The organism is Nocardioides pacificus (assembly GCF_054775955.1).
The window spans coordinates 832,476-843,400 of sequence record NZ_BAAHCI010000005.1; the positions used below are offsets into that span (position 1 = coordinate 832,476).

Sequence of the window (10,925 nt, forward strand, 5' to 3'; positions counted from 1 at the left end):
CCGGCACGTCAGGTTTCCCCGGTCGACCGGGGAAACCTGACGTTGTCGGGCGAAGTTTCGCCTGACAAGTTCAGCGATCCCCGGTCGGCCGGGGAAACCGACACCCCCTCAGTCCGCCAGACGCGGGGGGAACCCGCCGGTGGCGATGGGGCCCCAGCGGGTCGGGGTGATGCGCAGCAGCGACTTGCCCTGCTGGCGCATCGCGGCGCGGTAGTCGGCCCAGTCCGGGTGCTCGCCGGCGATGTTGCGGTAGTAGGTCACCAGCGGCTCGACGGACTCCGGCGCGTCGACGACCTCGCAGTCGCCGTCCACCTGGACCCAGGCGTCGTTGAACTCCTCGGAGAGGACGACCACGCTGACCTGCGGGCGCTGACGGGCGTTCGCGGTCTTGGCGCGCTCGGGGTAGGTCGAGATGACGATGCGGCCCTCGTCGTCGACGCCCCCGGTCACGGGGGAGGCCTGGGGGCGCCCGTCGGAGCGCGTGGTGATCAGCAGCATCTGGTGGCGGTCGCGCACGAAGTCCAGCAGGCCCTCGAGGTCGACCTCGGTGTTGGTGGCGGTCTTGGGTGGCATGTCGTCCACTGTGCGCCATCGCAGGTGGGCCGGGGAAGGGCCAATCCGCTCCACCCCGGAGCCCGCGCCGTCTAGCCTCGCCCCATGCGGATGTTCGTGGCCGTGGTGCCGCCCCAAGACGCGCTGGACGACCTCGACGCCTTCCTGGAGCCGCGCCGTGAGGCGGGCGACCTCCGGTGGACCCAGGCGGACCAGGTGCACTGCACGCTGGCGTTCCTGGCCGACGTGCCCGACCGGGCGCTCGACGACCTCGTGGAGCGGCTCGAGCGCGCCGCGCACCGACGTACGCCGTTCCGCACCCGGATCGCCGGTGGCGGGGCGTTCCCGGACGTCGCGCGGGCCCGGGTGCTGTGGGCCGGGCTCGAGCTGGACGAGCACGGGGACCAGGAGCTGGGCCGGCTCGCGACCGGCGCCCGGGCCGCGGCCAACCGGGCCGGGGTGCCCGTCGACGGGCAGCGGTTCCGTCCCCACCTCACGATCGCCCGGCTGGGCTTCCCCGCCGAGGTCACCAACTGGGTCCGGCTGCTGGACGCCTACGCCGGCCCCGCGTGGGAGGTGGGCGAGATCGCCCTCGTCGCCTCCCATCTCGGGGAGGGCCCACGACGGCGTCCGCGCTACGAGGAGATCGCCCGTGTCCCGTTCGACTGACGCCCCAGACCGGTCGTCGCGCACCGCTTCGGTGTGCCGGGTGCACCCCGCCGGCGGGTCTGCCCTAGGTTGCAGGGGATGAGAATCGCAGTCGCCCGGGAGACCCGGGCCGGAGAGACCCGTGTCGCGCTCGTGCCAGAGCTGGTCGGCAAGCTGACCGCCCTGGGCTACGAGATCGCCGTCGAGCCCGGTGCCGGTGCCCAGGCCCTGATCGCCGACGAGGAGTACGTCGCAGCCGGCGCGCTGCTCGACGACGCCGCCCTCGACTCCGCCGACCTCGTGGTGTCGGTCCAGCCGCTGGAGGTCGCGTCCGTGCGCCGCCTGCGGCGAGGTGCCGCCACGATCTCGTTCCTGCCGACCGGGCAGGTGCCCGACGTGGTCGCCGATCTGCGTGACTGCGGCGTCGACTCCTGGGCGATGGAGCTCGTGCCGCGGATCTCGCGCGCCCAGTCGATGGACGCGCTGTCGTCGCAGTCGCTGGTCTCCGGCTATCGCTGCGCGATCGTCGCGGCCGGGCTGCTGCGCCGCTTCTTCCCCCTCAACATGACCGCAGCCGGCACCGTCCCTCCCGCCCAGGTCGTCGTGCTCGGCGCCGGCGTCGCGGGCCTGCAGGCGATCGCCACCGCCAAGCGGCTCGGCGCCGTCGTCAAGGCGTACGACGTGCGCGCGGCCGCCGCGGAGGAGATCCGCTCGATGGGCGCCCAGGCGATCGAGCTCGAGCTCGAGACGCTGGAGGGCTCCGGCGGCTATGCCCGGGAGATGACCGAGGACCGCGCGGCCCGTCAGCGCGAGCTGCTCGCGCCGTACATCGCCGCCGCGGACGCGCTGATCACCACCGCCGCCGTCCCGGGTCGACGGGCGCCGATGCTGGTGACCTCGGCGATGGTCGAGCAGATGAAGCCCGGATCCGTGGTCGTCGACCTCGCCGCCGACACCGGCGGCAACATCGAGGGCTCGGTCGCGGGCGAGATCGTCCGGATCGGCCACGCACAGGTGTGGGGCGGACGCAACGTGCCCTCGCAGATGCCCGGCCCGGCGTCGCGGCTCTATGCGCAGAACATCGTCAACCTGGTCACGCTGATGACCCGTGAGGGCGCCTTCGACCCCGACCACGACGACGAGATCGTCGCCGGTGCCTGTGTCACCCGCGGCGGCGCCATCGTCCACGGTCCCACCCGGGAGCTGGTCGAAGGACCGCTGCCGACCGACGAGCAGGAGGCGGGCCGATGAACGAGTCCATGGTCTGGCTGACGATCTTCGTGCTGAGCGTGTTCGTCGGCATCGAGGTCATCGCCAAGGTGTCCTCGACCCTGCACACCCCGCTGATGTCGGGGGCCAACGCGATCCACGGCGTCATCCTGCTCGGCGCCATCATCGTGACCGGCACCACCGACAGCACCGTGGCCCTGGTCGTGGGGCTGATCGCCATCGTGCTGGCCGCCATCAACATGGTCGGCGGCTTCGTGGTGACCGACCGGATGCTGCAGATGTTCACCCGGCGCAAGCCCACGGCCGGCGCCGCGACCACCGGGAAGGGCGGCAAGTGATGCCCACCTGGGTCCAGTTCGTCTACCTGCTCTGCGCGGTCGGCTTCATCCTCGCGCTCAAGGGCCTGGCCGGACCGCGCACGGCGCGCGCCGGCAACCTGATCGGCGCGGCGGCCGCGGTCGTGGCCTGCTCGATCCCGTTCTTCTACCTCGACCTCGACCACGTCCCGCTCATCCTCGGCGCGATCGCGATCGGCTCCCTCGGGGGCTTCCTGGGGGCCCAGCGGGTCCAGATGACCCAGATGCCGCAGATGGTGGCGCTGTTCAACGGCGTCGGCGGCGGCGCGGCCGCGCTCGTGGCGCTGCTGGAGCTCACCGAGTTCGCCGAGCTCGCCGAGCACGGCCTGGAGCCGGACTGGTTCCCGTTGGCCGCCACGGCGTTCACGATCGTGGTCGGCTCGGTCTCCTTCGCCGGCTCGGTGGTCACGTTCGCCAAGCTGCAGGAGCTGATGACCTCGCGGCCGGTGGTCTTCCCGGGCCTCCCGATCGCCTTCGCCGGTGCCTTCCTGGCCGCTCTCGTGCTCTCGGTGCTCGTCGTACGCGAGCCGACGGTGTGGATCGGGATCGTGCTGGCGCTGCTGGGCCTCGCGCTCGGCGTGCTGCTCGTGCTGCCCGTCGGCGGCGCCGACGTCCCGATCGTGATCTCGCTGCTCAACGCGTTCACCGGCCTCACGGTCGCCGCGGGTGGCTACGTGCTCGGCAACACCGTGCTGCTGGTCGCCGGCACCCTCGTCGGCGCGGCCGGCACCTTCCTGACCATGCTGATGGCCGGGGCCATGGGGCGCTCGGTCGCCAACATCCTCTTCGGGGCGCTCAAGGGCGGCTCGACGCTGGGTGCCGGCGAGGCCTCCGACCGGCCGGTCCGCTCGGCCGGGCCCGAGGACATCGCGATCCTGCTCGGCTACGCCGCCCGGGTCATCATCGTCCCCGGCTACGGGCTCGCCGTCGCGCAGGCCCAGCACACCATGCGCGAGCTGGTCGACGTGCTCATCGCACGCGGCACCCAGGTCGACTACGCCATCCACCCCGTCGCCGGCCGGATGCCCGGTCACATGAACGTGCTGCTCGCCGAGGCCCAGGTGCCCTACGAGCAGCTCGTCGAGATGGACGACATCAACGGCGAGTTCAAGCACACCGACGTGGTCCTCGTCGTCGGCGCCAACGACGTCGTCAACCCCGCCGCGCGCACCAGCCCCGAGGCGCCGATCTATGGCATGCCGATCCTCAACGCCGACGAGGGCCAGCAGATCGTCTTCCTCAAGCGCTCCATGCGCCCCGGCTTCGCCGGCATCGAGAACGAGCTGCTCTTCGACCCGAAGACCACGCTGCTCTTCGGCGACGCCAAGGAGACGCTCGGCAAGCTCCTGACGGCGGTCAAGGCGCTGTAGGGACGCCGGACCTGTTGCCGGACCTGTTGCCGTTTGGTCCCCAACGGCACCAAGAACGGTCCGGCGCCTGTCGTCTGTGACCAATCGGGGTGGGTACCTCCCCTCTCGCCGGGGAGGGAACCCGAGCCCCAGGAGAGACCCATGCAGTCCGAGGAAGACGAGCGTCTGGCCCGCCCCGACGGCCACCGGTACGACGCACCGGAGTCGCCGGAGGAGCGCGGCAACAAGGAGATCGCCTACGCCGCGCTGGGACTGCTGGTGCTGCTCGTGATGGTCCTCATCGCGACCGGCGTCGTGCCCTTCTTCGACGCCTGATCCCCGCCGATCGAGCAGGGCGCTCAGCGCCCGACACGCCCTGCCGATCGAGCAGGGCGCTCAGCGCCCGACGTCGAGATCCGTACGCCGACCGCTCAGTGCGCCACGCCGTACAACCGGTCGCCGGCGTCGCCGAGACCGGGGACGATGTAGCCCTTCTCGTTGAGCCGCTCGTCCATCGCGGCCGTGACGACGGTGATCGGGATGTCGAGGTCGGAGAGGTCGCGCTCGAGTCGCTCGCAGCCCTCAGGAGCGGCGAGCAGGCAGATCGCGGTGATGTGGTCGGCGCCGCGGTCGGTGAGGAACCGGATCGCCGCGGCGAGCGTGCCGCCGGTGGCGAGCATCGGGTCCAGGACGTAGCACTGGCGACCCGAGAGGTCGTCGGGGAGCCGCTCGGCGTAGGTCGACGCGTCGAGGGTCTCCTCGTTGCGCACCATGCCGAGGAATCCGACCTCCGCGGTGGGCAGCAGTCGCATCATGCCGTCGAGCATGCCGAGCCCCGCGCGCAGGATGGGTACGACGAGCGGCTTGGGGGTGGCGAGCTTGACGCCGGTGGTGGGGCACACGGGGGTGGTGATGTCCACGTCGGTCACGCGGACGTCACGCGTGGCCTCGTAGGCCAGCAGCGTGACGAGCTCGTCGGCCAGCCGACGGAAGGTCGGGGAGTCGGTCGTCTCGTCGCGAAGCGTCGTGAGCTTGTGGGAGACGAGGGGGTGGTGGACGACGTGGGTGCGCATGGGCGAACCCTAGTCGGTGCCCTCGAGATGGCGAGTGCCGAATGGGGTTGGCCACGACGCACACCGTCTGTCAGGCTGGATGGGCCCGGGTCGGGCCGAGGGCGCGCACGCGCCGGGAACGCTGATCAGAGGAGTCACAGATGGCTGACCAGCTGGACGGCATCGACTTCGCGCTGGCCGCCTACCGCGAGGAGGGCGAGTGGCAGCTGGTCGAGCTGGCCCCCGCCGTCGTCACCGACGTGGACACCTTCGCCTCGGCCCTGCGTCGCTTCCCGGGGGACGGGGGAGCGCTGGGGATGGTCGCCATCGACGAGGACTTCTTCGTCCTCGTGCGCGTCACCGGCCCGAGCGTGCGCCTGCTGCTCTCCGACGTGACCGCGGCCGACGAGTGGGAGCTCGCGCTCTCCGTGGTCGAGCACCTGGGGCTGCCGCTCCCCGAGGAGGACGACGAGCCGTTGCCGGCCGGCGACCTCGACATCTGCGGCGACGTCGGCATGCACGCGATGGACATGGGCGTGCTGATCGACGACTACGAGCTCTTCCCCGACGAGATGCTCTCCGACATCGCTCGCAAGCTGGGCTTCGGAGCCCTCTTCGACGAGGCAGTCGGCCTCGCGTCTGCATGACCCCCTCGCTCTACGCCCTGTGGGCACCGGCCATGGAACTCGCCCTGGACGAGGCGCGGGCGGCGCTCGCGACCGGTGACGTGCCGATCGGTGCGGTGGTGCTGGACGAGCACGGCGCCGTGATCGGTCGCGGTCGCAACGTGCGCGAGGCCGACGCCGACCCCACGGGCCACGCCGAGGTCGTGGCCCTGCGCCAGGCCGCCCGGACTCGTGGCGAGTGGCGCCTGGAGGGCTGCACCCTGGTGGTCACCCTGGAGCCCTGCACGATGTGCGCCGGGGCCGCGGTCCTCAGCCGGGTCGCCCGCGTCGTCTTCGGGGCGTACGACGAGAAGGCGGGCGCCGTGGGCAGCCTCTGGGACGTCGTGCGCGACCGCCGACTCAACCACCGCCCCGAGGTCCTCGCCGGCGTGCTGGCCGGCGAGTCGATGGCGCTGATCGACGACTTCTTCCGCGGCCACCGCGGATCCTGACGCGCGAGTCCGACCCGTCCGTCCGTGCCCTCTGACAGGCTGGCTCCCATCACCCGCCCGCAGGAGGTCGCATGCGTGTCGCCCTGATGGTCACGTGCGTCAACGACGCGATGTTTCCCGAGACAGGCAAGGCGGTGGTGCGGCTGCTTCGCCGGCTGGGGGTAGAGGTCGACTTTGCCGCCGCCCAGACCTGCTGCGCGCAGCCGATGGTCAACACGGGCTACCTCGACGAGGCGGTGCCCGTCGTACGCGGCTTCGTCGACGCCTTCGCGGGGTACGACGCGATCGTCGTGCCGTCGGGATCGTGCGCCGGGTCGGCGCGACACCAGCACGGCCTGGTCGCCAAGCGCTCCGGCGACGCTGGGCTGGTCGCCGCCGTCGCGGAGACGGTGCCGCGGGTCTTCGAGCTCAGCGAGTTCCTCGTCGACGTGCTCGGCGTGATCGACGTCGGGGCCTACTTCCCGCACCGGGTCACCTATCACCCGACCTGCCACTCGCTGCGGGTCGCGCACGTCGGCGACAAGCCGCTGCGGCTGCTGCAGGCGGTGCGCGGGATCCGGCTCGCGCCGCTGGCCGGAGCCGAGGAGTGCTGCGGCTTCGGGGGCACGTTCTCGGTGAAGAACGCCGACACCTCGGTCGCGATGGGCTCTGACAAGGCGCGCCATGTCCGCGAGAGCGGCGCGGAGGTGCTGGTGGCCGGAGACAACTCCTGCCTGATGCACATCGGCGGGATGCTCTCGCGGGAGCGGGCAGGGGTGCGGGTCATGCACCTCGCCGAGATCCTGGCGTGCACCGAGGACGGGCCGGTCCCGGTCGCGGCCGCCGGTACGACGGGAGGCGCGCGATGAGCGGCACGTTCGTGGGGATGCCGACGTTCCCGATCGCCGCGCGCGAGGCGCTGGGCGACACCCAGCTGCGCCACAACCTCGCCCACGCGACGGCGACCATCCGCGACAAGCGGGCCCGGGTCGTGGCGGAGGTCCCGGAGTGGGAGGAGCTTCGGCTCACCGGCGCCGCCGTCAAGGACGCCGCGCTGCGCGACCTCGACCGGCACCTGGTCGACCTGGAGGCGGCGCTGACCGCCCGAGGAGCGGTCGTCCACTGGGCGCGCGACGCCGAGGAGGCCTGCGCGATCGTCGCGTCGGTGGCCAAGAGCCACGGCGTCGACGAGGTGGTCAAGGTCAAGTCGATGGTCACCCAGGAGATCGGCCTCAACGAGGCCCTCGAGGCGGAGGGCATCGCCGCCTGGGAGACCGACCTCGCCGAGCTCATCGTGCAGCTGGGCGAGGACCTGCCCTCCCACATCCTGGTCCCCGCGATCCACCGCAACCGCGCCGAGATCCGCGAGATCTTCCTACGTCGGATGGCCGACGTCGGCCGACCTGCCCCCGCCGACCTGACCGACGATCCAGCCACGCTCGCCGCGGCTGCCCGGCTGCACCTGCGTGAGAAGTTCCTGCGCGCCAAGGTGGCGGTGTCGGGCGCCAACTTCGCCGTCGCCGAGACCGGGACGCTCGTCGTCGTCGAGTCGGAGGGCAACGGGCGGATGTGCCTGACCCTGCCCGAGGTGCTGGTCTCCGTGGTCGGCATCGAGAAGGTGATCCCCACGTGGGAGGACCTCGACGTCTTCCTGCGGCTGCTGCCGCGCTCCTCCACCGGGGAGCGGATGAACCCCTACACCTCGACGTGGACCGGTGTCACGCCCGGCGACGGGCCGCAGGAGGTGCACGTCGTACTGCTCGACAACGGGCGGACCCGGGCACTGGCCGACGAGGTGGGGCGTCAGGCGCTGCGGTGCATCCGGTGCTCGGCGTGCCTCAACGTCTGTCCCGTCTACGAGCGGGTCGGGGGGCACGCCTACGGCTCGGTCTACCCCGGTCCGATCGGCGCGATCCTGAATCCCCTGATGAAGGGGACCGGCGACCCGCAGACCGACTCACTGCCCTACGCGTCGTCGCTGTGCGGGGCGTGCTTCGAGGTGTGCCCGGTGCGCATCGACATCCCGGAGGTGCTGGTCCACCTGCGCACGAAGGTCGTCGACTCCCATCGCGACGACCGGGTTCCGAAGGCCGAGGCGCTGGCCATGAAGGGCGCGGCCTGGGCCTTCTCCGACTCCCGCCGGCTGGGGCTGGGGGAGCGTGCGGCAGGGGTGGCCGGTCGGGTGCTGACCCGGTTCGGGAGGACGAGCCTGCCGGGCGGCCGGGCCGCCGCAGGGCGGATCCCGGGGCCGGGGGCGGCGGCGTGGACCGGGGCCCGCGACATCGCCGCGCCACCCAAGGAGTCCTTCCGGGCGTGGTGGAAGCGGACCGACGGCGGCACGAGAGGTGATGACCAGTGAGCAGCGCCCGTGAGGAGATCCTGGGGCGGGTCCGCGACGCCCTGGGCGACGTGGAGCGCTTCGGGGAGGTCCCGCCGGTGCCGCGCACCGCCCGGGACGGTGTCGACGTGATGGAGCTGTTCGCCGAGCGGGTCGCGGACTACCGCGCGGTCGTGGAGCGCTGCGGTGTCGACGAGGTGGCTGCCCGGGTGGCCGCCGCGCTGCCCGCCGGGGCAGCCGTCGTGGTGCCCGGCGGGCTCGACCTGGCTGTGCCAGGGGCCGTGGTCGACGTCGACTTCTCGGCTGCGGAGCTCGACGCCTTCGACGCCGTGGTGACCCGGGCGTCGGTGGGCATCGCCGAGACCGGGACGATCGTGCTCGACCACGGGCCGGGCCAGGGGCGCCGGGCGATCTCGCTGGTGCCGGACATCCATGTCTGCATCGTCGCCGCGGACCAGGTGGTGGCGGACGTGCCCGACGCCATGGGTCTGCTCGACCCGCTGTCCGCGCTGACCTGGATCAGCGGCCCCAGTGCGACCAGTGACATCGAGCTCGACCGGGTCGAGGGCGTGCACGGGCCGCGGACGTTGCACGTGATCATCGTGAGCTGAGGTGGGTGACGCGCCGCACGGGTGGCCCGAATTCCGTCCGGGCGACCCGGTCGGGTAGATTCACCGGCGGTGGCGTGTCCGAGCGGCCTAAGGAGAACGCCTCGAAAGCGTTTGTGGGTGCAAGCCCACCGAGGGTTCAAATCCCTCCGCCACCGCCAGAGCGAAGCGCCGCTCCCAGGTTCCGCACGAGGACCGGGGGCGGCGCTTCGTCGTTGTGCGCCGCCCGCGCGCGACGTGACAACGTGGGCGCCATGCGGCAACCCGTGATCCGCCCCGGCACCGAGGCGGACCTCCCGCGGCTCGTCACCGTCGAGGTCGAGGCGGGGCGGGTCTTCCGCACCATCGGCATGCCGGAGATCGCCGAGGACCTGCCCGACATCGCTGCTCTGCGTGAGGCGATCGAGGCGAGGCGGCTCTGGGTGACGGTGCTCGGTTCGGGGGCCAGTTCGGTGCTCGGTTCGGGGGCCAGCTCGGGGGGCGGCTCGGTGGTCGCGGGGTACGTCGTGGCGGAGGTGCTCGACGCCAACGCCCACGTGGCCCAGGTCTCGGTGGCACCGGACTTCGCCGGCCGCGCGCTCGGCCGGGCGATGCTCGAGCACGTCGAGGCGTGGGGCCGCGACGCGGGACATCGCGCCACCACGCTCACGACCTTCCGCGCCGTACCGTGGAACGGGCCGTACTACCTGCGCCTGGGCTATGGCTTCCTCTCCGAGGACGAGATCGACCCGCAGCTCGCCGCGACGATGGCCCACGAGGCGTCGCTCCCGGGGGTCGACGGCACCCAGCGCTGCGCGATGATCAAGTCCAGCGCTGCGCGATGATCAAGTCGAGCTAGCCACCCAGCAGTCCGCCGAGCCCGCCCCCGCCGCTGCTGGTCGGCGCGGCCGCCTGGTGACCACCCTGCAGGACCGACTCGCTCGGTTGGACCAGCACGTAGCCCTGGCCGGTGAAGGCCATCTGGAAGGTCTCGCCGCTGCCGCCGCGCAGCATCGACTTGATGCCGCCGGTGTCGACCCGGATGTCCATTTGCACCCCGGAGGTCCACATCACGACCGACTGGGCGTCGGCGAAGGTCGGGCTGCTCGCCACGTCGAGGGCGACGGGCTCGCCCTCGGTGGTGATCGCGACGTACCCGGTGCCGCGCATGAAGACGTTGTAGAGGCCGCCGGTCATCGCCGCGCCCCGCGCCTGGACCCGCTTGATGTCCCACTCGATGGAGGAGGAGAAGGCGAGCACGTTGGCGCCGTTGACGGAGATCTCGTCGTTCTCGAGGTACATCACCTGGACCTCGGAGGCGAGGTTGGCGACGAACAGCTCGCCCTGTCCGGTGCACTGCATCATGTCGACACCCTCGCCGGTCATCGCCGAGCGGAACATCTTGCCCAGGCCGCCTGCGCCCTTGTTCTCGAAGTGCACGTCGCCCTGGTAGGCGACCATCGAGCCGCTCCTCGCCCACACGGGCCCGTAGCCCATCTGGACCTTGAGCAACTTCTTGTTCTGCAGCGAGAACGGGTCCTGGGAGGTGTTCTCCTTGAAGTCCGAGAACAGCGATCCGTGGATGGCCATGGCAGTCGTCCCCTCTCTGGGTGAACGTCCGGCCCCGTGGTCGGACCTGCTCACGACTCTAGTGAGCCGGGCGCGCGCTGCGTAGGCTTCGAAGCGGATCCCGGGAACCCGTCTGAACCGGTCGGAG

The 10,925-nt window shown here is 71.8% G+C and carries 14 protein-coding genes and 1 tRNA gene; 12 read left to right on the forward strand and 3 right to left on the reverse strand.

Annotation, left to right across the window (positions count from 1 at the left end; genetic code table 11):
* Nucleotides 1-108 precede the first annotated feature (108 nt).
* Entirely contained in the window at nucleotides 109-573 is a 465-nt protein-coding gene (locus ACYU7L_RS06550) for a PPOX class F420-dependent oxidoreductase (protein ID WP_460794529.1), read from the reverse strand.
* A gap of 84 nt (nucleotides 574-657) precedes the next feature.
* Between ACYU7L_RS06550 and thpR the strand changes: the two genes are divergently transcribed.
* The 5 genes from thpR to ACYU7L_RS06575 all read left to right on the forward strand — a co-directional run bounded on the left by thpR (nucleotide 658) and on the right by ACYU7L_RS06575 (nucleotide 4,471).
* On the forward strand, nucleotides 658-1,221 hold the full coding sequence (gene thpR / locus ACYU7L_RS06555) for an RNA 2',3'-cyclic phosphodiesterase (protein WP_460794530.1): 564 nt from the start codon (nucleotides 658-660) through the stop codon (nucleotides 1,219-1,221).
* 78 nt (nucleotides 1,222-1,299) lie between these two features.
* Nucleotides 1,300-2,451, forward strand: coding sequence for an NAD(P) transhydrogenase subunit alpha (locus ACYU7L_RS06560; protein ID WP_460794531.1), 1,152 nt, complete (start codon nucleotides 1,300-1,302; stop codon nucleotides 2,449-2,451).
* Nucleotides 2,448-2,768 (forward strand): NAD(P) transhydrogenase subunit alpha part 2, encoded by a 321-nt coding sequence (locus ACYU7L_RS06565; RefSeq protein WP_460794532.1) that lies wholly within the window; start codon nucleotides 2,448-2,450, stop codon nucleotides 2,766-2,768. Before ACYU7L_RS06560 ends, ACYU7L_RS06565 begins: the two co-directional genes overlap by 4 nt.
* Complete coding sequence (locus tag ACYU7L_RS06570; RefSeq protein WP_460794534.1) at nucleotides 2,768-4,156, forward strand: NAD(P)(+) transhydrogenase (Re/Si-specific) subunit beta; 1,389 nt, start codon at nucleotides 2,768-2,770, stop codon at nucleotides 4,154-4,156. The genes ACYU7L_RS06565 and ACYU7L_RS06570 overlap by 1 nt, the downstream gene beginning before the upstream one ends.
* A 141-nt stretch (nucleotides 4,157-4,297) precedes the next feature.
* Nucleotides 4,298-4,471, forward strand: coding sequence for a hypothetical protein (locus ACYU7L_RS06575; RefSeq protein ID WP_460794535.1), 174 nt, complete (start codon nucleotides 4,298-4,300; stop codon nucleotides 4,469-4,471).
* 95 nt (nucleotides 4,472-4,566) lie between these two features.
* Here ACYU7L_RS06575 and upp read toward each other — a convergent pair whose 3' ends face one another.
* Complete coding sequence (upp, locus tag ACYU7L_RS06580; RefSeq protein ID WP_460794536.1) at nucleotides 4,567-5,208, reverse strand: uracil phosphoribosyltransferase; 642 nt, start codon at nucleotides 5,206-5,208, stop codon at nucleotides 4,567-4,569.
* A 140-nt stretch (nucleotides 5,209-5,348) separates the two neighbouring features.
* Here upp and ACYU7L_RS06585 point away from each other — a divergent pair, with 140 nt between their 5' ends.
* From ACYU7L_RS06585 to ACYU7L_RS06615, 7 genes are all read left to right on the forward strand, one after another.
* Nucleotides 5,349-5,834 carry a tRNA adenosine deaminase-associated protein gene (locus ACYU7L_RS06585; protein WP_460794537.1) on the forward strand — a complete coding sequence of 162 codons (486 nt, stop codon included), beginning with the start codon at nucleotides 5,349-5,351 and terminating at the stop codon, nucleotides 5,832-5,834.
* Nucleotides 5,831-6,304 (forward strand): nucleoside deaminase, encoded by a 474-nt coding sequence (locus ACYU7L_RS06590; protein WP_460794539.1) that lies wholly within the window; start codon nucleotides 5,831-5,833, stop codon nucleotides 6,302-6,304. Before ACYU7L_RS06585 ends, ACYU7L_RS06590 begins: the two co-directional genes overlap by 4 nt.
* 71 nt (nucleotides 6,305-6,375) lie before the next feature.
* Nucleotides 6,376-7,152: a (Fe-S)-binding protein gene (locus ACYU7L_RS06595; protein ID WP_460794542.1), complete on the forward strand. Its 777-nt coding sequence runs from the start codon at nucleotides 6,376-6,378 to the stop codon at nucleotides 7,150-7,152.
* On the forward strand, nucleotides 7,149-8,642 hold the full coding sequence (locus ACYU7L_RS06600) for a LutB/LldF family L-lactate oxidation iron-sulfur protein (protein ID WP_460794544.1): 1,494 nt from the start codon (nucleotides 7,149-7,151) through the stop codon (nucleotides 8,640-8,642). Before ACYU7L_RS06595 ends, ACYU7L_RS06600 begins: the two co-directional genes overlap by 4 nt.
* The gene (locus ACYU7L_RS06605; protein WP_460794545.1) at nucleotides 8,639-9,232 is read left to right on the forward strand and encodes a LutC/YkgG family protein; all 594 of its coding nucleotides are present in this window, start codon (nucleotides 8,639-8,641) and stop codon (nucleotides 9,230-9,232) included. Before ACYU7L_RS06600 ends, ACYU7L_RS06605 begins: the two co-directional genes overlap by 4 nt.
* Before the next feature lie 68 nt (nucleotides 9,233-9,300).
* Nucleotides 9,301-9,390 (forward strand) — tRNA-Ser (locus tag ACYU7L_RS06610).
* A 93-nt stretch (nucleotides 9,391-9,483) separates the two neighbouring features.
* Nucleotides 9,484-10,053: a GNAT family N-acetyltransferase gene (locus tag ACYU7L_RS06615; protein WP_460794546.1), complete on the forward strand. Its 570-nt coding sequence runs from the start codon at nucleotides 9,484-9,486 to the stop codon at nucleotides 10,051-10,053.
* A gap of 10 nt (nucleotides 10,054-10,063) precedes the next feature.
* On the opposite strand, the gene ACYU7L_RS06620 is transcribed toward ACYU7L_RS06615, so the two are convergent.
* Nucleotides 10,064-10,798 (reverse strand): AIM24 family protein, encoded by a 735-nt coding sequence (locus ACYU7L_RS06620; protein ID WP_460794547.1) that lies wholly within the window; start codon nucleotides 10,796-10,798, stop codon nucleotides 10,064-10,066.
* Nucleotides 10,799-10,925: the final 127 nt, after the last annotated feature.

Coding starts and splice junctions, on each gene's coding strand:
- ACYU7L_RS06600 (WP_460794544.1), top strand. CDS start 7,149: ATGAGCGGCACGTTCGTGGGGATGCCGACGTTCCCGATCGCCGCGCGC.
- ACYU7L_RS06620 (WP_460794547.1), bottom strand. CDS start 10,798: ATGGCCATCCACGGATCGCTGTTCTCGGACTTCAAGGAGAACACCTCC.
- ACYU7L_RS06565 (WP_460794532.1), top strand. CDS start 2,448: ATGAACGAGTCCATGGTCTGGCTGACGATCTTCGTGCTGAGCGTGTTC.
- ACYU7L_RS06560 (WP_460794531.1), top strand. CDS start 1,300: ATGAGAATCGCAGTCGCCCGGGAGACCCGGGCCGGAGAGACCCGTGTC.
- thpR (WP_460794530.1), top strand. CDS start 658: ATGCGGATGTTCGTGGCCGTGGTGCCGCCCCAAGACGCGCTGGACGAC.
- ACYU7L_RS06550 (WP_460794529.1), bottom strand. CDS start 573: ATGCCACCCAAGACCGCCACCAACACCGAGGTCGACCTCGAGGGCCTG.
- ACYU7L_RS06615 (WP_460794546.1), top strand. CDS start 9,484: ATGCGGCAACCCGTGATCCGCCCCGGCACCGAGGCGGACCTCCCGCGG.
- ACYU7L_RS06595 (WP_460794542.1), top strand. CDS start 6,376: ATGCGTGTCGCCCTGATGGTCACGTGCGTCAACGACGCGATGTTTCCC.
- ACYU7L_RS06585 (WP_460794537.1), top strand. CDS start 5,349: ATGGCTGACCAGCTGGACGGCATCGACTTCGCGCTGGCCGCCTACCGC.
- ACYU7L_RS06590 (WP_460794539.1), top strand. CDS start 5,831: ATGACCCCCTCGCTCTACGCCCTGTGGGCACCGGCCATGGAACTCGCC.
- ACYU7L_RS06570 (WP_460794534.1), top strand. CDS start 2,768: ATGCCCACCTGGGTCCAGTTCGTCTACCTGCTCTGCGCGGTCGGCTTC.
- ACYU7L_RS06575 (WP_460794535.1), top strand. CDS start 4,298: ATGCAGTCCGAGGAAGACGAGCGTCTGGCCCGCCCCGACGGCCACCGG.
- upp (WP_460794536.1), bottom strand. CDS start 5,208: ATGCGCACCCACGTCGTCCACCACCCCCTCGTCTCCCACAAGCTCACG.